The organism is Bartonella koehlerae C-29, from assembly GCF_000706625.1.
Taxonomy (GTDB): domain Bacteria; phylum Pseudomonadota; class Alphaproteobacteria; order Rhizobiales; family Rhizobiaceae; genus Bartonella; species Bartonella koehlerae.
Genome location: NZ_KL407334.1, coordinates 515,907 through 539,084 on the forward strand (window position 1 = coordinate 515,907; position 23,178 = coordinate 539,084).

Sequence of the window (23,178 nt, forward strand, 5' to 3'; positions counted from 1 at the left end):
CAGATATGAAGTTTGAGACTTTAAGTTATGCTGTTGAGGATGTTCGGAAAGAGGCAAGACAGGCTGCAGCTATTGGTTTAGCAGTTTCTAACTTACGTTACTATGATATACCGGGATCTTTAAGTCTTTCATTTGGTACGGGTATATGGCGTAGTCAGTCTGCCTTTGCTGTTGGAGCTGGTTATACATCTGAAGATGGGAAGATTCGTTCTAATATATCTATCACGAGTGCTGGTGGTCACTGGGGAGTTGGTGCGGGGATTACTTTGAGGCTGAAATGATAAAAAAACTGATGCTATGATAGAAAAACGAAATATTTTGATAAATGTTCTGTTCTTCCTTACCTTATTAGGAAAGGGAGAAAGCTTTGCTGAAGAAAACAATAGTATTTATTATACGGTGCATCCACCACACTTATCTATTCCTAATGGAGCACCAGGTGAAACACGCCGAATTATTATGCAGTTTTATTATTGGACTTTAATTTGTGATGAAAAACAAAAGCTTAAGCAAGGCGTATGTAATGTGACGCAAACTGTCCATGATAAGGAAGGGAATACTATTTTCAGTTGGTCTCTTGTTTCTACGAAAAATGGTCAAGCAGTAATGCTGTTTCGAACATTGCCAAATGCTGACACAAATGTTCCTATTCGCGTGTTTTTGGAGAGCGTAAAAAAGCCTGTTCTCATTCGTTATACGCAATGTAATGAAAAAATCTGTTTGGCGCAGTCGCCTGTAGGACCAGTTTTGAGTAAACAAATAGAGCAGAACAAAGAAGTACGTATTTCCTATAAGGTTAAAGAGGGAAATATATTTTCTTTTACTGTGCCATTTAAAGGGTTAAGTGCAGCACTTTATTCTCTACAACGATAGACTGCTTAGACAGCTTTTAGCAGGATTATTTTGTCATAATTGTTGCATTGTATTTTCAGATCTAAATGAAAAATGCCATAAATAAGTAAATCAATGCGGTAGAGAGATAAGTGATTCAAACGAGAGCATATTTTACAAATGTAGAGTTAAGCATAAGCTGTTTTTCTGCAATAAAAAATCCCTTAGAGTTTTTTCACAGAGCTTATAGAGTGAATGACATTAGTCATTACAAGTAAAATCGTACTGAGAATGATTAATTTAAAACTAAGCACAATAAGAATAATATTGGATTTTTTGAATAAGAAAGAGTTTAACTTTTTGTAAAATCTCGTATGTATTTTTGATGATGATATCATAATTCATAGCAATACTCTTATAATGCTTTTGTGATACTAATATAAAAGATAATAATGGTTCAAAAAATCCTTAGAGTATAAATTCGTTTTTTTTTAAATGAGAGCGATTTCAAAGAAAATACTCTAAAATCTTTTTTCTTATTACCTCATTTGAATATATTCTCAATCCTTTTTTACACGAGAGTTTCTTAGAAACACACTTAATACGAATTATACAAAGGGAGATGGCAGACTACAAAATCGATATCAGCATAAACAATTAATTGAGAATTCCAAATTTATAAAAAAAATATGCTGTTGTGGAAATTTTTTATTTTTTCAATAATCAATGTGTTTTTTAGAAGTCTAAGTGATGCTACCATAGAAAATCTTGATGATAGAAATAATAATATTTTCTTAGAGAGTGGTAATTTGATGCCGCATTGTTACTTTAACTCTAGTAATGAGCAACGGGAGAGTTTTCGCGTTTGTTTAGTTGGAGGAACGCGCTTAAAGGATAAGAAAAAATGACTTCGTTAGATTATGGTTTAAAAGAGTCAAAGCAAGAAAGAATGTGCGATACCAAAACAGAGCAATTGTGTGGTCACTATGCTAGCAAGCAAAATAATCGCTCTATATTTTTACAAACAGGGGCACGTCCTATTTCTATTGATATAAAGAGAAAACAGAGGAAAAGACGTTGGAAACAAAAACAATCACTTATTCGATCAGATACAACTTGTGAATTCTCAGGTCAAGTAATTAGAGGTGTCAAAAAAACAAAAAGTCAAAAAACCTCTTTTTTTCCATGTTTTTCTCAATCAAAATCCTTACCTCTTTATGCGGCTCTTGATTTGGGAACAAATAATTGTCGTCTTCTTATCGCGTCTCCTAGTAATCCTGGGTATTTTCGAGTTGTTGATGCTTTTTCACGTATTGTACGATTGGGAGAAGGTTTGGTAAATAATGGCTTTCTTAATACACAAGCTATGGATCGTGCGATTAAAGCATTAAAAATTTGTCATTTAAAGTTAAAACAAAGGCATATTAAGCGTTATCGATTGGTTGCGACAGAAGCTTGTCGTTCGGCAAAAAATGGTAAACATTTTATTCAACGCGTTTTGGATGAGACTGGTCTTAAATTGGAAATTGTTGATCGAAAAACAGAAGCACGTTTTGCTGTTTCAGGGTGTGGTACGCTCATTGAGCCGAATACTGATGCAATTGTACTTTTTGATATTGGAGGAGGATCATCGGAAATTGTGCTCCTTGATATTTCCCAAAAGCGTTCTTTGCGTTTAGCTGAACAGATTACAGCTTGGACTTCTCTTCCTGTTGGTGTTGTCACACTTTCTGAACGTTTTGGAGGTAATGATATTAGTTTAAATGATTTTGAAAAGATGAAAAGCTATGTGCGGGGTTTTTTAAATAATTTTTCAGATCGTTATAAATTAGGAACTTTAGCGCAGGGCTCGAAGTTTCATCTTTTAGGAACTTCAGGAACGATTACGACTTTAGCAGGAATGCACCTTAATTTAGAGCGTTATGATCGGAAGAAAATTGATGGCATTTGGATGAATGATGCTGACATTACTATTATGATGCAGCGCTTATTGTCATGGGACATAAAAAAACGCGGAACCAATCCTTGCATTGGGCGAGAGAGAGCAGATTTAATTTTAGCTGGTTGTGCAATTTTAGACGTTATTCGAGAAGTTTGGCCCAGTCAACGTTTAAGAGTTGCAGATCGTGGGTTGAGAGAAGGGATTTTGATAGAGCTTATGTTAAGCGATGGTGTATGGTGTCGTCATAAGAAGAGGAGAAGCTTCAAACGTTAGCAAGTTATCAGAATATAGAGACAAAGAAAAGTTATGAAAAAAACGACCAAAACACCAACCGGCGGATATGGCGGCTCAGGGTCGCATGAATTATATCAACGTGTCAAGAAGAAAGCAGGGACCATTAAAGCTTCGTCGCGGCGCTGGTTAGAGAGGCACCTGAATGATCCTTATGTTCATCAATCAAAAGTGGATGGTTATCGTTCACGTGCGGCTTATAAACTAATCGAAATTAATGAACGCTATAAGTTTCTCAAAAAAGGTCAAAAGATTATTGATCTGGGAGCGGCGCCGGGGGGGTGGTGTCAGGTGTCTGGGCGTATTGTAGAGACGAGTGAGGAAAAGCCCAGTGTGGTTGGTATTGATTATTTGCATGTTGATCCATTGCCCGGGGTTGTTATGCTGGAAATGGATTTTGTGCATTCAGATGCACCGCAGAAATTAATTGATGCTTTAGGGACAAAGCCGGATGTAGTGCTTTCTGATATGGCCGCACCAACAACAGGCCATCGTAAGACGGATCATTTAAGGACGGTTTATTTATGTGAAGTTGCTGCTGATTTTGCTCTTTCAGTTCTAAAGCCTGGTGGACATTTTTTAGTAAAGGCCTTTCAAGGAGGGACAGAAAATTCCCTTCTCATGACATTAAAACAGAACTTTAAGACAGTCCATCATGTTAAACCACCTGCGAGCCGGTCAGAATCAGTGGAGCTTTATCTTCTAGCACTGGAATTTAAAGCAAAAACAGAAAGAAAATAACAACTTCTTCTTTTTAGAAGGTTGAAGTTTACTAAAATATTTAAGTGGCCGAACGTTGTTCGACAATTTTAAACAATTCTAAGTGAAGTAAACTCTAAAAGGGCACATCAATTCACTCTCAAGACATTTGCGTCTCTTATGGTAGTAAGAGCATAATAAAACATCCTTGCATGCCTTATTAATTGAATACAAGCTATATCTTATTATAAATTTTACTTTTTCAAAAAATCAACAATTTAATATTTTTCCTTTCCCCTTTAAGCTGCTACGACAACGTTTTTCTGGGTATTTTATTTAAGTCATTATATTTCCTAAAAATGCTTACTAAAGCAGACTTTTTGATTTATTGAAAAACTATTTGCAAAGGCTAATTTATGATTTTGCATTGCCTTTTTTAAGCAAAATAGTATTAAGATAATGAGATTTATTAATACTAATATGGGGAACTTTTCGCAAAACGTTTATAGCAATTAGCTTTTTCATACTTCGATTGAAGTGATGCTGAGCTATGCCGCTTTTTTGCTCATTCCATTTAAATTCCTTGCCGATGATATTGTATCGCATTGTGAGTTATTGCAATCTATTGCTTTCTAAAACTATTATGCTTCTTCAAAATGCGATAGAGGCAACGAATCCATCCATGACTTGGCTTATTTTTTTTAATTATCTTTTTTTAATGTGAGGATTTTTTCAAACAGTTGTCAGTGATATTTTTTATAGTTTTTCTTTCGTAAATAATGAAAAACTGGTAAAATAGATGTATTCCCTGTACAGGTAGAGGTGTTGATTCCTCGGTGAGCATTTCCAATGAAATTTCTTGATCAAGCTAAAGTTTATATTCGTTCTGGTAATGGAGGAGCAGGGGCGGTATCATTTCGTCGTGAAAAATTTATAGAATTTGGCGGGCCAGATGGGGGCGATGGAGGGCGTGGGGGTGATGTTTGGGCATTTGTTGTTGATGGGCTGAACACGCTGATTGATTATCGCTACCAGCAGCATTTTAGAGCAAAAACAGGGGGGCATGGCAAGGGACGTAATATGACCGGTCAAAAGGGTGATGATATTATCCTTAGAGTACCGGTGGGAACACAAATTTTTGAAGAAGATAATACGACATTAATCTGTGATTTAACGGAAGTTGGACAACGTTACTGTCTTGCAAAAGGAGGAAATGGCGGTTTTGGAAATCTTCATTTTACGACATCTACGAATCGGGCGCCTCGTCGTGCTAATCCAGGGTTGTCTGGAGAAGAGCGTACATTGTGGCTTCGTTTGAAGTTAATCGCTGATGCGGGGATTATTGGTTTGCCGAATGCTGGAAAGTCAACCTTTCTAGCTTCCGTGACAGCAGCAAAGCCAAAAGTTGCGGATTATCCTTTTACTACTCTCTATCCCCATCTTGGTGTTGCGCGTATTGATGCTCGTGAATTTGTATTGGCCGATATTCCTGGCCTTATTGAAGGGGCACATGAAGGTGTAGGAATTGGAGATCGTTTTTTAGGACATGTAGAGCGTTGTCGTGTTTTATTTCATTTGATTTCTGCTCAAGAAGAAGATGTGGGAAAAGCATACCAGATTGTACGTAATGAATTGAAGGCATATGGGAACAGTCTGAATGATAAGACTGAAATTGTAGCTTTAAGTCAAATAGATACTCTCACTATTGAGAAGTGTAAAGCCAAACAAGAGCTTTTGCAAAGAGTAACGGGTAAATCTGTGATGATATTTTCTGCGGTTAGTCGCGAAGGTTTAGAAAACGTGCTGCGTATTGGTGCCCATATTATTGAAATGGCGCGCAAAGAGGATGTAGATGGGAAATAGTAGGATTGATTAAGATGGCAATTGGATTGCAAAAGCTTGTACATTATAAACGCATTGTGATCAAAGTTGGATCTGCGCTTTTGGTTGATCCTCAGACAGGTTTACGCGCTGAATGGCTTAAAAGTTTAATAAGTGATGTTGTCAACTTGCGTCAAAAAGGCGTTGAGATTTTATTGGTTTCTTCAGGGGCTATTGCTTTAGGGAGAACATTGCTCCACTTTCCTAAAGGAGCTTTAAAATTGGAAGAGAGTCAGGCTTGTGCTGCGTTGGGGCAAATTGAGTTGGCTAAAACCTATGGTGATGCGCTTGCGCAATATGGATTAAAAACTGGTCAGATTTTGCTCACTCTATTCGATACTGAAGAACGACGGCGTTATCTCAATGCACGTGCTACGATTAATGTGCTTTTACGTTTTGGAGCGGTACCCGTTATTAATGAAAATGATACTGTTGCAACAAGTGAAATTCGCTATGGTGATAATGATCGTTTGGCAGCACGTGTGGCAACGATGATGGGGGCAGATCTTTTGATACTTTTATCAGATATTGATGGTCTTTATACTAAGTCTCCTCATCGTGATCCAACGGCCAAATTTATTCCTTTTATTGCATCAATCACGAGTGATATCGAAAAAATGGCAGATGTTGCTACTTCAGAGCTGTCTCGTGGGGGAATGAAGACCAAGCTTGATGCTGGAAAAATAGCAAATTCTGCTGGAACGGCTATGATTATTACTTCAGGTAAGCGTATGAATCCTCTTGCAGCGATTGACAGAGGGGAACGCAGAAGTTTTTTTGCAGCCGGTGAAAAGCCTGTTAATGCTTGGAAAACTTGGATTTCTGGTCATTTAGATCCATCTGGTATTTTAACGATTGATCAAGGAGCGGTTAAGGCCCTTGAATCTGGAAAATCCTTATTAGCTGCAGGAGTTGTAGCGATTGAGGGAGGATTCAATCGTGGAGATACGGTTGCGATTGTTGATACAAATGGCGTTGAGATTGCTCGTGGACTTGTGAGTTATGGAAAAGATGAAGCTGTACGCATTATGGGGTGTAAAAGCGAAGAAATTGAATCTATCCTAGGGTATGAAGCGCGTTCTGCTATGGTACATCGTAATGATATGGTTTTACGTTACTTGGCCGATTCTGCTTAAAAAAGTTATCTCTTACCTTGGTTGGTTTTTTCAGAGTGGATAATACTATGACTTTAGAAGAACAGATGAAAGACATGGGGCGAAAAGCGTGCCGTGCTGCTGCAGTGTTGGCAGTTATGTCTTCTGAACAAAAGAATAAAGCGTTAGAAATGATAGCTTTGAGTATAGAGGCTCATTTAGATGAAATTTTACGAGCTAATCGTCAAGATTTATTGAACGCTACTCAGAGTAATTTGACGGCAGCGATGGTTGATCGGCTTAAGTTAGATGAAGTGCGTTTGTGTACAATTATAGACAGTGTTCGCCAAGTTGCTTGTTTACCTGATCCTGTTGGACAAGTGATCCATGAATGGACGCGTCCAAATGGACTTCATATCAGCCGTATTCGTACGCCCCTTGGTGTGATTGGTATTATTTATGAGAGTCGGCCAAATGTTACAATCGATGCGAGTACTTTGTGCTTAAAAGCTGGAAATGCTGCAATTTTACGTGGTGGTTCAGATAGTTTTCACTCTGCACATGCACTTCATGGTGCGTTGATGAAAGGATTGGAGAAAGCGGGTCTTCCTAAAGATGCTATTCAAATGGTTTCAACTAAAGATCGTGGTGCTGTTGGAGAAATGCTTAAGGGATTAGATGGAGCCATTGATGTAATTGTGCCTCGTGGTGGAAAAAGTCTTATTGCGCGTGTTCAGACTGAAGCCCGTGTTCCGATTTTTGCGCATTTAGAGGGGCTCTGTCATATTTATATTGATCAGTCGGCAGATTTAAAGATGGCATGTGATATTGTTTTGAATGCAAAGTTGCGGCGCACAGGTATATGTGGTGCTGTTGAGACAGTTCTCATTGATCGCCAGGCATTAGAAAAGTTTCTTCCTGTTTTAACTGCTCTACAGGAGAAAGGGTGTGAAATTCGTGCAACAGAAGATATCATTTTTCTTATGCCAGACGCCAAATTGGCCTGCGAAGAAGATTGGTCGCATGAATATCTTGATGCAATTGTGTCTGTTAAAACAGTTGAAGGTGTTGAGGGAGCTATTGCTCATATCAAACGTTATTCATCAGGACATACTGAATCGATTATTGCTGAGGATATGGAAATGGTAGAGAAATTTTTTAATCATTTGGATTCAGCCATTTTATTGCATAATGCATCCACACAATTTGCTGATGGAGGTGAATTTGGTTTTGGGTCAGAAATTGGTATTGCAACAGGAAAAATGCATGCACGTGGTCCCATAGGTGTTGAACAGCTGACATCATTTCAGTATCATATTAAAGGAAATGGACAGGTTAGACCTTGAAACAACCATTTCTTCTATGGAAAAATCGTATGCCATATGTTGAAAGATCCAATGTTGTTGGTCTTTTTGGTGGGTCCTTTAATCCACCGCATGAAGGGCATCTTCTCGTTGCAAAAACTGCAATTCGACGTTTGCGTCTTAATCAATTGTGGTGGATGGTAACTCCGGGAAACCCCTTAAAAGATTGTACACATTTACTATCTTTAGAAAAGAGAATGCGTTTAAGTCTTGAGTTCATTGACGATCCAAAGATTCGTGTAACAGGTTTTGAACAGGCCATAGGCAGCAAAGTATCAATAGAGACGATTTCTCATATTCTTGCGCATTACCGCAGGGTACATTTTGTATGGATTATGGGTGCAGATAGTTTGGCAACGATTCATCATTGGTGTCGGTGGTATGATATCATATCTATGCTTCCGATTGCGATTATTGATCGTCCTTTGGTACGCATGTCAGCTCTCTCTTCTTCTATGGCGCACATTTATCGTTCTTTTCGTTTAGATGAAAGGGAAAGTATACGATTACCTTTTATGAAACCACCAGCTTGGACTTATTTGCATGGAGCTTTATCTTTTCAATCTTCAACGAATCTTCGTTTAAAGAGGAATGATTTTTTTTGAATACTTTATCTGTATTGCCATAAAATGCTGTTTTTCAAGGCGATAATATAAGGTATATTGACGTATGCAAAAATCCAATGGACTTCATGTCTGATTTCAATTTTCTTTTGCATCAATTAAGTGTAGAATAATAAAGTAAAGTATTCAAGGCAGAATTCTTTGGGTAGACCTGTGATCTGAAATATGCAAGAGGTTAGGTGGTGAAGCAAATCTGAGAGAAACCGATATAATGACAGATTGAGAGGGTAAGAGTGTTATCCCTAAAGAACAAAGAAAAGGTTCAAAAGATTCTGCTTTTCTTTTGAAAATATTCTCTTTTTTTATACTCTAAATGATAAGAAAGGATATAAGTCTGGGAAATATTTCACAAAAATACTCTTGCAATATTGTTTCGCTGGTAGAAAAAAAAATCTTTTCTGTCAGTGATGGTCTCAAGGTTATTCTCAAGAGTTTAGAAGATACAAAGGCAGAGGATGTTGTCTCTATTGATATTCAAGGGAAGTCATTCTTAGCTGATTACATAGTTATAGCTTCAGCACAGTCACAACGTCATGTATCTGCTGTTGCTGACCATTTGTTACGGACTTGGAAGGACACTGGCTATGGTCGAATAAGTGTAGAAGGGCTTAGTGAAGGGAGTTGGGTATTGATTGATACAGGTGATATTATCATTCATCTTTTTCGTCCAGAAATTCGGCTTTTTTATAATTTAGAAAAGATGTGGCTTACTCCAGATTTAAACAATACAAAGCCGGTTTTCTTCGAAGATTATTGATATGCACGTTTCTATTTTTGCTGTTGGTCGCATGAGAAAGGGGGCGGAACAAGCATTGGTTCACCATTATTTGGATCGTTTTTCTAAGAGTTGTGGCGCTGTGGGATTTCATTTTAAAATACTCCAGGAGACATCAGAAAGTCGTGCTCAGACAGCCTTTCAGCGTATGGAAGAAGAGGGGAGAAGACTTATTGAATTTTTACCTGAAAAATGTCGATTAATCGTATTAGATGAACGGGGAAAGACAGTTTCATCATTTGCTTTTGCTGAAAAGTTAGGGCTTTATCGTGATGAAGGTGTCCGTGATATCATCATTGCTTTGGGGGGGCCTGATGGGCATAATGAACAGATAAGGAATCGCGCTGACTTTCTGTTGTCTTTTGGTTCTATGACGTGGCCACATCAAATTGCGCGTATACTTCTTACAGAACAGCTTTATCGTGCTGTAACAATTGCAAGCAATCATCCGTATCATCGTTTTTAAAATTTTTGTGCAATTTTTAGCACTTTTTACGTATTTATTAATATTGTTTTAGCTGACACCATTTAAAGCGTCTCTAATTTATGCTGATGAGGCTGAATGGTTAAGCAAATGAAGAAGCTTCTTCATAGAAAGATGCAATGTTTATATAAGGAATGCTCAATATTTGTTGTGCTGTTCTTGAGTATGTTTTTTTTCTTGTCTGTATTGCATGCCGAAGATACAGTGAGAAGTACAGAAATACATAAAACGCTGGGAGAAATTCGCCGAAGTATTTCCATTTCGCGTGAACGTGTTACTTTTCTTTCTCAGCAAGTTGAGCGTTTGAAAAAAGACCAGCGTGCTTTGAGCGATGCACTCATAAAGGCCGCTAAAGAAGAACGTTCAATAGCAAATGATATTGCTGAAAGGGAAGAGAAGCTTAAAAAAATGCTAGAGAAGCGAGCACAAGTTCATCAAAGTTTAAAAAATCGTCGCGCTGAATTTGCAGAAGTTCTTTCCATCCTAGAACGTATGGGGTTGAAGCCACCTCCTGCTCTTATGGTACGGCCTGAGGATGTATTAGCTTCTGTGCGAAGTTCTGTTTTATTAGGGGCTATTGCACCTCAGATGCAAGAGAAGACACAGGCTTTAACAGAGAGCCTTAGGGAGTTGACGAATTTGAGCAATACAATTACTATGGGATATGCGGCTCTAAAGACTAAAATGCAAAATCAAGCAGAGCAGCGAAAGCATCTGGAGTTTTTATTAAACAAAAAAGCCAAATTACAAAAAAGATCGGAAGAAGAACTTACAGAGCAGCAACAAAAAAATAGTGCTCTTGTTAAAAAAGCGCAGTCTTTGGAAGAATTGATTTTAGAGCTTGACTGTCGCTCAAAACTTAATTCTGATGTATCAGTACAGGTGCAAAATAAATTACAATTGTTAGAGAAATCGAATTTTGAAAGCCAAAAAGGCTCTTTACTTTTTCCTGTTTTAGGAAAAAGAATTCAGCAGGTTAAGAATAGTTCGCAGATTATGCGCTTTGGGGAAATGATTGAAACAGAAGCAGAAGCTGTTATTGTAGCGCCTGCTGATGCTCTTGTTGCTTTTGCTGGACCATTTCGTTCTTACGGACAGTTAATTATTCTTAATGTTGGAAACGGTTACCATATCGTTCTTACTGGGATGTCGAAAATTAATGTAACGCAAGGACAATTTGTTCTTTCAGGTGAACCTCTCGGTACTATGGGGATGCAATTTATTGCAAACAGTGTTGCATTGGATATAGGAAAAACTGCTCCAATGCTTTACATTGAGTTTAGAAAACATGGGAAACCTGTGAATCCAACTCCTTGGTGGCGGACTGAAAAAACAAAAAGGAACCAAAATGATTCGTAAAGTTATTCTTTTGGTCGCTGGGGTATTGCTCGGCGCCTGTTCAATGATTATGGTGCAGTCTGTTGCTGCGAATAATGAGGGTGATGTTTATAAACAGCTTGCCATATTTGGTGATGTTTTAGAACGAGTCCGTATGCAATACGTGACGGTTCCGGATGATAAAAAGCTTATTGAAAATGCTATAAATGGTATGCTCACATCGCTTGACCCCCATTCATCTTATATGAATGCTCAAGAAGCCAAGGAAATGCGGGACTCTACAAAAGGAGAATTCGGAGGACTTGGTATTGAGGTGACCATGGAGAAAAACTTAATTAAAGTTGTTTCTCCGATGGATGATACGCCCGCTTCAAAAGCAGGTATTTTGGCAGGGGATCTCATTTCAAAAATTGATGGTGTACAGACAAATGGTCAAACATTGAACGAAGCTGTGAATAAGATGCGGGGTGCTCCTGGAACACCAATTACGTTGACAATTATTCGTTCTGGTGTTGATAAACCGCTTGAAATTAAGGTTGTTCGTGATATCATCAGAGTGAAGGCGGTGAAATATCGTATTGAGGGCGACATTGGATATTTAAGACTCATCCAATTTTCTGAGCAGACTTTCGGTAACCTTCAAGCGGCAATTAAAGATATTCAATCTAAAATTCCTCAAGATAAGCTGAAAGGGTATGTTCTTGATTTGCGACTTAATCCTGGTGGACTATTAGATCAGGCGGTTAGTGTTTCGGGTGCTTTTCTCAATAAAGGTGAAATTGTATCGACCCGTGGGCGCAGAAAGAATGATGTGACGAGATTTGATGCTAAGCCAGGGGATATCATCAATGGAAAGCCTCTGATTGTACTCATTAATGGTGGTTCGGCAAGTGCTTCTGAAATTGTTGCAGGTGCCTTACAAGATCATCGTCGTGCTACAATTTTAGGTACGCAATCTTTTGGTAAGGGATCTGTTCAAACGATTATTCCCTTGGGTGGAAATGATGCTTTACGCTTGACAACAGCACTTTATTACACGCCAGCTGGTACTTCAATTCAAGGAACGGGAATCACACCTGATATTATTGTAGAGCAACCACTTCCTGAAAAATATAAAGGTTATGATGTAAAACTTGGTGAATCTGAGTTAAAGGGACATATTAAAGGGAAACGAGAGAACAATAAAGGATCTGGTTCAGCTGCTTTTGTCCCACAAGATCCTAAGGATGATGTTCAGTTGAATGAAGCTTATAAGTTGTTGCGGGGTGAAATGGCAAATGCAGCATTTCCACCAGATCCCAGTAAAGATATTTTAAAGTGAGAAAGGATATGTACAGTTTATACTTTTTGAGGGGATAATTAAATGGATGCAGTTGTTGATTTAATGGCTCTCCCTTATAGGAGATCTGTCGGAATCCTCGTCTTTAATCATGAAGGTAAAGTTTGGGTTGGGCGCCGTTTAATGGTGTGTACTTACGAAGATACCGAGATATCTCATCGTTGGCAGCTTCCTCAAGGAGGAATCGATGAAAATGAAGAGCCACTAGATGCAGCGCGTCGTGAACTCTACGAAGAAACGGGTATCCGGTCTGTAGAGTTGATCAAGGAAGCAAAGGGTTGGTTCCATTATGATTTTCCACAAAAACTTATTGGAAGCGTATTAAACAGTAAATATCGTGGACAAATACAAAAATGGTTTGCTTTTCAATTTACGGGAGAGCTTTCTGAAATTGCGACTAATCCGCCACCAAATGGTCATAAAGCAGAATTTGATCAGTGGCAATGGGTCGATCTGGAAACTCTCCCTTCGATTGTTATTCCTTTTAAAAAGCGTGTTTATATGAGAATTGTTAATGAATTTCGAGGTAGCCTTAGAGGATTATAAAAGCTATATACTCACAGAAAGCTTTTTTTTATTAAGATGCTTTATATTATGCATAACGTTCAGAAAATGGTAAATGTAATTTTCTTGTATGTAAAGAACTGGAATATAAAATGAAAAAGTTATTTAATTTATTTATAGTTTTTACTCTCTTGAGCATTTCTTCTGTAGCATTTGCATCAGATTCAAAGTCTGCTGCTACGAAAGATACAGCCGCTACGTTGCCAAATGGTGCTTCTTCTTTGACCGAAACCTATGGTTTGTGGAGCATTAACTGCGGTATACAAGAGGGAAAAAAAGTTTGTTTTATGCACCGTCAAGAGGTGAATGATCAGAATCGTGTTGTTGTAGCTATGAGCGTTGTCCTTAATGCTGATGGTGTTGTATCTGGTAATTTAACGGTTCCTTTTGGTATTTTGGTTTCTAAGCCTGTTCGTTTACAAGTCGATGAGGGAAAGGCTATTATCGAGACTGGTGTTCGGACTTGTGTGCCAGCAGGTTGTATTGTTCCAATAGTTTTTGACAAAAATTATGTAGCAGCTTTACGTGCTGGGAAACATTTGAAGTTAGCGATGACAATTGCTGCTCCAGGGGAGCCTCCTTTAAATGATTTGTTTGTTCAGTTGAATGGGTTTAGCAATGCACTTAATCGTCTGATTGCTTTGCAGAAATAATCTCAAAAATAAACTAAAAACAGCCTTTAAAGGCCGTTTTTAGTTTAAGTGTTTTTTTTTTACAATAGGCTTATAATTAAAGCGGCAAGGTTGTGTGAAAGAGATGTTCAAAGTTTTTTGCTGATTCTTAAATTATTCGCTTTTGTTTTGGTCAGCTGTTTTTGAGGTTTTATCATCATTATAATAGAGAAATAAAAGTTGGAATGCTTGATTTTCTGTTCATGGAAAAAGAAGCATTGGAGTATAAAAACATTGTCCTATAAATAGGTTTGTTTTAGTAGATATTCTAATATGTAAAATCTTTCTGTTTCTTTGATTGAAAGAGAGATAAAGGATGGTTTATGCATTGCTTCAGGTGATTGATCTGATTTTCAATGTTTATGTTGATATTTTAATAGCAAATGTAATTTTTTCTTGGCTTTGTGCATTTAACGTTGTGAATATGCGCAATCGATTTGTTTTTTTTGTAGGGAGATTTTTATATCACGTTACAGAGCCGGTTCTGAGGCCTATCCGGCATTTTTTACCAAATTTGGGAGCAGTTGATATTTCGCCTATTGTAGTATTCTTGATTATTTATTTTATTCGTAACTTTATGTGGTACGTTTATGCGGGTATGTAATTCTAATATTACATTAGGTGAATTAAAATGTTTCATCAAATTGACACAAATAATATCATTCTATTTGTATATCTAATTCCCAAGGCTTCAGTTGACAAAATAATGGGGATTAAATGCAAGGATGATGGAAAGCGGCATTTGGTTATACGTCTTCGTGCTATTCCTGAAAATGGAAAAGCAAATAAAGCACTCATTAAGTTTTTGGCAAAACAATGGGAAATTCCATCTTCTTATATTTCTCTTAAAAGTGGTGGAACATCACGCTACAAACAGATTTATTTTTCAGGATATTTGAAAAAATTGAAAGAGATATTACAATCTTTAGAAGACTATACTGTTACGAAAAAAAAAGCATCTTATTAATTTATAAAGACAATTTGTCTTTTTTAATTTGAATGAGAGCTTCGAATACTGTAAGATTTTCTCATTTTGAACCCTTTTATAGTAAATCAATCAAAATTATTCGCTTGCATATCATATAAATGGGATTAGTGTACGGATGAAAACTATTTAACAAATGAGTAAAACACTTTTTATAAACCATCTTAACATTTTAAGTTGGCAAAAAAATGATGGTGCGTGTTTGCACCTTCATAAACGTAAAAATGGTTGTGTTCAATGATTTTACTACTATATCCTTCACGGGCGTCGTCGTGAAATGGACTGTGGAAAGCATTAAGAGAGGGTCTCTTGAAAACAGGCGCGTGAATGTGCAACACAATAGCGTTTTGTTTTGCGTGAGTGGTATGACTCCATTAAGAAAAAGACGGAATCCTGTTCAAAAAACAGGCTTAGATTTTCTTGAAAAAGTTATATTTCTTTATTGCGCTCAATCGCTTGCTTAATCAATTCATGTGCAAAACTTTTATCACGCCAACCTTCAATTTTTGCCCATTTTCCAGGTTCCAGATCCTTATAATGTTCGAAGAAATGCTCAATTTGCTTGAGTGTAATTTCAGGAAGATCTGTATAATCATGAATGTTTTTATATCGTTGTGTTAATTTGGGAGTAGGGATGGCAATAATTTTTTCATCTTTACCACTGTCATCTTTCATAATCAGAGCACCGATCGGGCAAACATTAATAACACAGCCAGGAAGAAGTGGGCGGGTATTACAGATCAAAACATCAATAGGATCACCATCTTCTGAAAGGGTATGTGGGACAAAACCATAATTTCCTGGATAAACCATTGAGGTATGAAGAAAACGATCAACGAATAACGCACCCGATTTTTTGTTCATTTCATATTTTATTGGTTGTCCACCAAGAGAGACTTCAACGATGACATTAACATCTTCTGGTGGGTTTTTACCAACAGCTATTTCCTTAATATTCATGTAAATATCCTTTCCGGAGTAATGAAATTAGATACAATAAAACGTTTAATCGACGAAGTTTTGAAATTAGTTTGAAGTTGATGAACGTGTTTTTTCAAAACGTTTACGTTCATTGGGATCTAGATAGAGTTTGCGTAGACGAATATTTTTAGGGGTTACTTCTACAAGTTCATCATCTTGTATCCACGATAGAGCACGTTCTAATGTCATTTTAATAGGAGGCGTTAATTTTACGGCTTCATCTTTTCCAGAAGCACGCATATTAGTTAGTTTTTTTGCTTTTAAAACATTGACTTCTAGGTCGTTATCACGTGAATGTATACCAATAATCATGCCTTGATAGACTTTAACGCCCGCATCGATTATCATAGGCCCACGATCTTCAAGGTTAAAAAGAGCATAAGCGACGGATTCACCATTATCATTTGAAATCATAACACCATTGATACGACCACCAATGTCTCCTTTATAAGGTTCATAGGCATGGAAGAGGCGATTCATAATTGCTGTACCACGTGTGTCAGTTAAAAGTTCAGATTGGTAACCGATTAGACCGCGCGTTGGTGCATAAAAGACCAAACGCACACGATTGCCTCCAGAGGGACGCAGTTCAACCATTTCACCTTTCCGTTCGGACATTTTTTGAACGACAGTTCCAGAATATTCCTCATCAACATCGATGACAACTTCTTCAATTGGTTCAAGAGTTGTTCCATTTTCATCTTTTTGCATAACAACGCGTGGACGTGAAACGCTAAGCTCAAATCCTTCACGACGCATATTTTCGATGAGGACTGCAAGTTGCAATTCTCCTCGTCCTGAAACATAGAAAGAATCTTTATCAGCTGATTCTTCAATTTTAAGGGCTACATTACCTTCTGCTTCTTTTAACAAACGGTCACGGATGACGCGGCTTGTTACTTTATCTCCTTCAGTTCCAGCAAGAGGGCTATCATTAACGAGAAAGCTCATAGTCACAGTGGGAGGATCAATTGGTTGAGCGGTGAGAGGTTCATTGATCGCAGGATCACAGAAAGTATCGGCAACAGTACCTTTTTGGAGTCCAGCAATTGCTACAATATCACCGGCAATACTTTCTTCAATGGTTTGCCGTTCCAACCCACGAAATGCCAAAATTTTTGAAATGCGTCCAGTCTCTAAAACTTTTCCATCTTGCCCAAGAACCTTGACACTTTGATTGGGTTTTATAGAACCAGAATGAATGCGTCCTGTAATAATTCGCCCCAAAAATGGGTCTGCTTCAAGAATAGTTCCAATCATACGGAATGGTCCTTCTGCTACAGTAGGAGAAGGAACATGGCGCGTTACAAGATCAAACAAAGGACTCAAACCTTGCTTTTTTGGTCGTTCTGGGGTTTCAGCCATCCATCCATCACGTCCTGATCCATAGAGAATGGGAAAATCAAGTTGTTCATCATTTGCATCAAGAGCGGCGAAAAGATCAAAAACTTCATTGATGACTTCATCCGCACGCGCATCAGCACGGTCAATTTTATTAATAGCAACAATAGGGCGCAATCCTACTTTCAGTGCTTTACCAACGACAAATTTTGTTTGCGGCATTGGACCTTCAGCGGCATCAACAAGCACAATTGCTCCATCTACCATGTTTAGGATACGTTCAACTTCTCCACCAAAGTCAGCATGTCCCGGTGTATCCACAATGTTAATTCGGGTATCTTTCCAAACAACAGATGTTACTTTTGCTAGAATTGTGATTCCACGCTCTTTTTCAATATCGTTTGAATCCATCATACGTTCGTTGGTACGCTGATTATCACGGAAATTTCCTGATTGCTTGAGGAGTTCGTCTACGAGCGTTGTTTTTCCATGGTCAACGTGGGCAATAATGGCAATGTTACGCAATTGCATAAATCTTCCTCTTTTCGTTTAATGAAATTTCATTTGAGGCAAAGCTTTTGCGTCTTTTACCTTACTATTATAAAGCGTTGTACATGTTTTTTGATAATTTTGGAAGAGGAGGAAATATTTTTATAAAAAAGTGTTGGCAAAATTTTTTGATGCTTTATTAACTTGGATAAGTTTTTCCAAAAACTTTTGCATGTATGATGGTTTCATGGGAGGGATGTGCGCAGAAAAATAATACACTTTGCTCTTTTATAATAAAGCGTGTGCTTTAGTTTTGCATGTCAATTAACATCAAAAATCACTGCACATCTGTGTTGGTAAGACATTGATTTATAAATGAGATAATCATCGTTTTCTATTTTGTGTTAGAGTAGCTCAGCACAGTAATATTTTTTACTTACACCTCTCTTAATCTTATTATGAAGAAAAAAATCATTTATGTGCATGTCACAAGAGGAGTAACGTGTGGATAAAAATCTGTTTGAGAACGAATTTGATAGTCTATTCCTTTACTGATTTGTTGTTGACCATTTTTTGCTTATTGATGAATAAAAGTTCAGGATACTGATTGCAAAAAATTAAGTTAAATTTTTTAAATACAGATGACTTCAATAAAATACATGCGTATTTTAAACTTTAAAATAGGTTTACTTTTGTGAAATTAAGCAAAGTTGAATTTTTCGTAAAAAAAAATAAATCAAGCTATTCACTTAATCAAGCTTTAGAAGCATACATACAAAAAAGAAGGATTTAACAACAAAAATCTGGGTTATAAATTTGCAAAACATCAATGAATTTACGAAACTAAAAGGACTGGTAAAAAAATAACGGATTTTGTAATTCCTTATATCTCTGTCAAGAAAAAGTTATTGTTTGTACATTTCTGTAAAAGCTGTATTTTTTTGAAAATGTGCAATACACCTTCTTAAAACAAATGTTTTACAGTTATTTCCCGATTCGAAAGTGAGAAAAGAATAGGATGCATTGTTGAATGAATTGGTATTGGAAGTCTTGTAAACAATGGTTAATAAAAAAAAGGAAGACACTTAATTATTATGTTCCTTCATACATAATCGTTAAAATTATCAATTAAGTAGGTATCAAATAATCTTAATTGAAAACTTGGCAATCTCTCTGAGAAAAATAACCACCCAATTTAAAAATCTAATCAAGCGTATAAATTATACTAACAAACATCTACAAACGCTTAACTATCAAAAAAGCAAATCCATTGATACTCTCTGCCACAGTTACACAAAAAACTATTTATAAAAAGAACAAAGGACTAAAGGAAAAACACGAGAAAAAAAACTGCAACTTAGAGAAAATTTCCTTCTGCAATCTAAAAATATTCACTATAGATTGTGACATTCACAATGAGTATTTAATGCACGCATTGAAAATAGAAAATTAAGAAGAGCATACGTAATAACGCAATGACGGTACAAAAATACCCACTTTAAGATATGTGTAAGGCTATTTTATGTTGTTACAAAATCAATTTTTGCTCAACAGGAGAGATTTTAATTTGCATGAAATGCATCTTTTGCTTCTCGTATTAGAGGAGAGTTCCAGATAAAATGACAGAAGCAACAGAAAAATAAATTATAATCCCCATAACATCGACTAAAGTTGCAACAAGAGGAGCTGAAGCACTTGCTGGATCAAATCCCAAGCGTTTAAGAATAAAAGGGAGCATGGATCCAGATAAGGAACCGAATGTAACGATCCCCACCAAAGCTGCTCCTACTGTTACACAAACAGCCACCCAGTGTTTTCCGTAGTCATAGATACCAAGCTGTTGCCAGAGAAAAATGCGCATAACTCCGATAATTCCCAGTAAAATACCAAGAGATAGTCCTGCTGGAATTTCACGAATAATAACTTTCCACCAGTCCTTAAGCGTAAGTTCACGCAGAGCTAATGCACGAATAATAAGGGATGTTGCCTGTGAGCCAGAGTTGCCTCCTGAACTCATAATGAGAGGAATGAAAAGTGTAAGGATAATAGCTTTTTCAAGTTCTGCTTCGAAATATTGCATAGCGCTAGCTGTCAACATTTCGCTAACAAAAAGTAAAGCAAGCCAGCCGCCACGTTTTTTCATCATCCCTAAAAAATTTATCTGCATATAGGGTTTATCGAGAGCTTCCATACCTCCAAATTTGTAAGCATCTTCACTCATTTCATCAACCATTGTATCTAGTACGTCGTCAACTGTTACAATACCAATGACATGGTTTCCATCATCAATAACCGGTACGGAAAGAAGATCATGGCGTTGAAAAAGACGCGCGATATCTTCATGATGTGTGAAGGGAGATATTGTGATGGGTGTGTCGTGTGTAGAGACGTTTAGAATTTGATCATCAGGTGAAGCAAGAATAAGGTTACGCAGTGAAACAGCCTTGAGAAGAGCACCTGTTTTAGGGTCGATAACATAACTTGTATAAACTGTTTCACGTGTTCGTTCAACATCACGAATGTGATTCAGAGTTTTTTTTACGGTCCAGTTTGCAGGGACAGCTATAAACTCTGTTGTCATCAATGCACCCGCTGTATGATCAGGGTAACTGGTAAGTTTTTTGAGTTCAGCGCGTGTTAGAGGTTTAAGCAATGCATAAAGCCGCGTGCGAGTTCCTGTATCCATTTCTTGAAAGACATCGGCAGCGGCATCGGCAGACATGCCATCAAGAATTTCAACAGAGCGGTTTATAGGAAGAAGTTCCAGAATAGCTGCTGGTTGTTCAAGTTCTGGTTTGTCAAAGAGTTCAATGGTATAATCAAGAGGTAAAAGGCTAAGAATAGCTACACGTTCCATGATATCAAGATCATTGATGATATCAATCGAGTCAGCGAAATGATAATTTTTTAATTCTTCGGCGAGAACTTCAGGAGAAGAATTTTTGAAGTCGAAGGTCGTTTTAATTTCAGTCATAATAAAATACCTTCCGAAGGATTGGAGAATTATAAACTCAGGTCATAGTAGGATAAAACAAAAGTTATGGAAGATTTCAGCAAAAGCCCCTACCAATTGTATTTCCAATTGTTAATAATTGAAATAAAGTCAAGGATAGATTGCGATTATAAACAATTTTATAAATCAAGTATGTGGGGATTTTTATTTTTGTTTATCTCCTCATGATAAAAACATTCTTATTTCTTTTCTTATAATATAGAGTCTTGAAGGACACTTTCTAAGTACATTAAATAATTTTATAGTATTATCAATATGTGTCGTAAAGATAATTGTCATCCCCCATCAAGTTATAATGGAGAGAGAATATTATGACAAAAGCAGCAGTGTTGGACTGGAAGGGATTTTCAGGGCTTCCTGATTTTTTTTCAATAAGTGATGAAGATTTTAAGCCCGCTTTTGAACAGGCACTTAAAGAAGCAGAAGAAGAAATCAAGACAATTGCAATGGTGCAAGAGCCACCAACGCTTAAGAATTTTTTGCAACCTTTTGAACTTTCTGGAAAAGCGCTTGATCGTGTATGTTCAATATTTTTCTTGCGTTCAGATGCTCATAGTAATGCGTTGATTCAAAAGTTAGAACAAGAATTTGTTGTAAAACTTTCTCGTTATTTTTCGCAAATTATGATGGATACACGGATATTTGCGAAAATAGACGTGCTTTATAAACAGTCGCAGCAAGGCATGTATGATAATGAAACAACGCGTGTTCTTAAATTATGGTGGAAAAAGTTTGTTTGTAATGGTGCAAAACTTGATGAAAAAGGGAAGGAAAGGCTTGTTGAAATTAATGAAAAGCTTGCTTTTTTAAATGCTACTTTTGGTCAACATGTTTTGAAAGATGAAGCTGAGTGGATTTTATTTTTAGAACAAAAAGATTTGTCTGGTTTGCCGGAAGATCTCATTGCTTCAATGAAGGAAATTGCGTGTGAAATGGGGCATGAGGGCGCTTATGCCTTAACATTAGCACGCTCAATTGTTGAACCCTTTTTAAAATGTTCTCATCGTCGTGATTTGCGTGAAAAAGCATTTCAAGCTTGGTCTAAACGGGGTGAAAATAATAACGATAATGATAATCGCGCAATTCTTTTAGAGATTATTGCACTACGAGATAAGAAGGCAAAATTATTAGGATATAAATCTTTCGCAGATTTAAAACTTGATAATACTATGGCCAAAAGTGTTGATGCAGTTATGGATTTTCTCACCCCTTTATGGGAACGTGCAAAAGCTAAAGCTGCTAGCGAGCAAATTGAATTACAAAATTTTGCAATTAATCAGGGTAACAATGAATCTTTAGCGGCTTGGGATTGGCGTTATTATGCTGAAAAACTTCGTGCTGAAAAATTTTCTTTCGATGAGACAGAAATTAAATATTATTTTCAGCTTGATCGCATGATTGAAGCGGCTTTTGCTGTAGCAAAAAAACTTTTTGGGCTTTCGTTTGAAGAAAAAAATGCTGTTGAGCTTTGGCATCCTGATGCACGTTTGTGGGAAGTAAAGAAATCTGATGGAAGCTTGCTAGGGCATTTTATTGGTGATTATTTTGCACGTTCTTCAAAGCGATCTGGAGCATGGATGAATAGTTTACAATCGCAGCATAAATTAGATGGCGGACAAAAGCCTATTATCTACAATATTTGTAATTTTGCGAAGCCCCCTAAAGGGGAAATTGCTCTTTTATCACTTGAGGATGCGCACACACTTTTCCACGAATTTGGGCATGCATTGCATGGTTTGCTTTCTGATGTAATGTGGCCATCTGTAGCGGGTACATCGGTGTCGCGGGATTTTGTTGAACTTCCTTCTCAACTTTACGAACATTGGTTAACCGTATCAGAGATCTTAAAATCTTATGCTACGCATGCAAAAACAGGGCTTCCTATGCCGCAAGCATTGATGGATAAAATTGTATCAGCACAGACATTTAATGCTGGTTTTAATGCGGTAGAATTTATTTCATCGGCTTTAATGGATATGGCTTTTCATCAGAGAGAAACGATTACTGATCCAAGAATGTTTGAGCATCAGGAATTAGAAAAGTTGCAAATGCCACATACAATTATTATGCGTCATCGTCCTCCACATTTTACGCATATATTTTCAGGTGATGGTTATGCAGCTGGTTATTATTCGTATCTGTGGTCAGAAGTGCTAGATGCTGATGCTTTTCAGGCTTTTGAAGAAACAGGTGATGTTTTTAATTCGCAGCTCGCTGATCGGTTAAAATGTTTTATCTATTCTGCTGGAGGAAGCCGCGATCCAGAGGAGCTCTATAAAGCTTTTCGGGGACAATTGCCTTCACCAGAGGCGATGATTAGAAAACGTGGACTATAAAAATGGAACGGTATAGTGCCAGCCATACCGTTATATTCTTGTCTTCAGTTAAGATTCACGTGAATCTTTATTTTATCATGACCATATAAAATAGACTGTTTATGATATCAAGATCTTGGTTTGTTAAGAAAATAAGA

At 37.2% G+C, this 23,178-nt stretch carries 20 protein-coding genes; 17 read left to right on the plus strand and 3 right to left on the minus strand.

The genetic code is table 11. The features are described 5' to 3' along the window. The 16 genes from O9A_RS08100 to O9A_RS02265 all read left to right on the plus strand — a co-directional run. The coding region (locus tag O9A_RS08100; protein WP_195890913.1) for a YadA-like family protein at positions 1-281 on the plus strand (281 nt) is incomplete at its 5' end. Between the two features lie 16 nt (positions 282-297). Continuing rightward, positions 298-873, plus strand: coding sequence for an invasion associated locus B family protein (locus O9A_RS02185; protein ID WP_034458342.1), 576 nt, complete (start codon positions 298-300; stop codon positions 871-873). A gap of 862 nt (positions 874-1,735) precedes the next feature. Continuing rightward, positions 1,736-3,046, plus strand: a complete 1,311-nt coding sequence (locus O9A_RS02195) for a Ppx/GppA phosphatase family protein (protein ID WP_051665534.1) — start codon at positions 1,736-1,738, stop codon at positions 3,044-3,046. Positions 3,047-3,079: 33 nt separating this feature from the next. Further along, the gene (locus O9A_RS02200) at positions 3,080-3,805 is read left to right on the plus strand and encodes an RlmE family RNA methyltransferase (RefSeq protein WP_034458346.1); all 726 of its coding nucleotides are present in this window, start codon (positions 3,080-3,082) and stop codon (positions 3,803-3,805) included. An 807-nt stretch (positions 3,806-4,612) separates the two neighbouring features. Continuing rightward, on the plus strand, positions 4,613-5,626 hold the full coding sequence (gene obgE / locus O9A_RS02210; RefSeq protein ID WP_034458348.1) for a GTPase ObgE: 1,014 nt from the start codon (positions 4,613-4,615) through the stop codon (positions 5,624-5,626). Between the two features lie 14 nt (positions 5,627-5,640). Continuing rightward, complete coding sequence (gene proB, locus O9A_RS02215; protein ID WP_034458350.1) at positions 5,641-6,780, plus strand: glutamate 5-kinase; 1,140 nt, start codon at positions 5,641-5,643, stop codon at positions 6,778-6,780. 47 nt (positions 6,781-6,827) lie between these two features. Then, positions 6,828-8,084, plus strand: a complete 1,257-nt coding sequence (locus tag O9A_RS02220) for a glutamate-5-semialdehyde dehydrogenase (protein ID WP_034458352.1) — start codon at positions 6,828-6,830, stop codon at positions 8,082-8,084. A 29-nt stretch (positions 8,085-8,113) separates the two neighbouring features. Beyond that, positions 8,114-8,707: a nicotinate-nucleotide adenylyltransferase gene (locus O9A_RS02225; protein WP_034458354.1), complete on the plus strand. Its 594-nt coding sequence runs from the start codon at positions 8,114-8,116 to the stop codon at positions 8,705-8,707. Positions 8,708-9,038: 331 nt separating this feature from the next. After that, the gene (gene rsfS, locus O9A_RS02230) at positions 9,039-9,482 is read left to right on the plus strand and encodes a ribosome silencing factor (protein WP_034458356.1); all 444 of its coding nucleotides are present in this window, start codon (positions 9,039-9,041) and stop codon (positions 9,480-9,482) included. Position 9,483: 1 nt separating this feature from the next. Then, on the plus strand, positions 9,484-9,966 hold the full coding sequence (rlmH, locus tag O9A_RS02235) for a 23S rRNA (pseudouridine(1915)-N(3))-methyltransferase RlmH (RefSeq protein ID WP_034458359.1): 483 nt from the start codon (positions 9,484-9,486) through the stop codon (positions 9,964-9,966). Positions 9,967-10,062: 96 nt separating this feature from the next. Further along, positions 10,063-11,343, plus strand: coding sequence for a murein hydrolase activator EnvC family protein (locus O9A_RS02240; RefSeq protein WP_034458361.1), 1,281 nt, complete (start codon positions 10,063-10,065; stop codon positions 11,341-11,343). Beyond that, on the plus strand, positions 11,333-12,643 hold the full coding sequence (locus O9A_RS02245) for a S41 family peptidase (protein ID WP_034458363.1): 1,311 nt from the start codon (positions 11,333-11,335) through the stop codon (positions 12,641-12,643). The genes O9A_RS02240 and O9A_RS02245 overlap by 11 nt, the downstream gene beginning before the upstream one ends. 42 nt (positions 12,644-12,685) lie before the next feature. Then, entirely contained in the window at positions 12,686-13,207 is a 522-nt protein-coding gene (locus O9A_RS02250) for an RNA pyrophosphohydrolase (RefSeq protein ID WP_034458365.1), read from the plus strand. Between the two features lie 110 nt (positions 13,208-13,317). After that, complete coding sequence (locus O9A_RS02255) at positions 13,318-13,878, plus strand: invasion associated locus B family protein (protein WP_034458367.1); 561 nt, start codon at positions 13,318-13,320, stop codon at positions 13,876-13,878. A 334-nt stretch (positions 13,879-14,212) separates the two neighbouring features. Then, the gene (locus O9A_RS02260) at positions 14,213-14,500 is read left to right on the plus strand and encodes a YggT family protein (protein ID WP_034458369.1); all 288 of its coding nucleotides are present in this window, start codon (positions 14,213-14,215) and stop codon (positions 14,498-14,500) included. Positions 14,501-14,527: 27 nt separating this feature from the next. Beyond that, a complete protein-coding gene (locus O9A_RS02265; RefSeq protein ID WP_034458371.1) occupies positions 14,528-14,863 on the plus strand; it encodes a DUF167 domain-containing protein in 336 nt (111 codons plus the stop codon). Between the two features lie 447 nt (positions 14,864-15,310). Here O9A_RS02265 and ppa read toward each other — a convergent pair whose 3' ends face one another. From ppa to mgtE, 3 genes are all read right to left on the minus strand, one after another. Then, positions 15,311-15,841 (minus strand): inorganic diphosphatase, encoded by a 531-nt coding sequence (gene ppa, locus O9A_RS02270; RefSeq protein WP_034458373.1) that lies wholly within the window; start codon positions 15,839-15,841, stop codon positions 15,311-15,313. A 66-nt stretch (positions 15,842-15,907) separates the two neighbouring features. Further along, positions 15,908-17,734, minus strand: coding sequence for a translational GTPase TypA (gene typA, locus O9A_RS02275; RefSeq protein WP_034458375.1), 1,827 nt, complete (start codon positions 17,732-17,734; stop codon positions 15,908-15,910). 1,555 nt (positions 17,735-19,289) lie between these two features. Then, complete coding sequence (gene mgtE, locus O9A_RS02280) at positions 19,290-20,666, minus strand: magnesium transporter (protein ID WP_034458377.1); 1,377 nt, start codon at positions 20,664-20,666, stop codon at positions 19,290-19,292. A gap of 350 nt (positions 20,667-21,016) precedes the next feature. Here mgtE and O9A_RS02285 point away from each other — a divergent pair, with 350 nt between their 5' ends. Further along, positions 21,017-23,041: a M3 family metallopeptidase gene (locus O9A_RS02285; protein ID WP_034458379.1), complete on the plus strand. Its 2,025-nt coding sequence runs from the start codon at positions 21,017-21,019 to the stop codon at positions 23,039-23,041. The last annotated feature ends 137 nt before the right edge of the window (positions 23,042-23,178 follow it).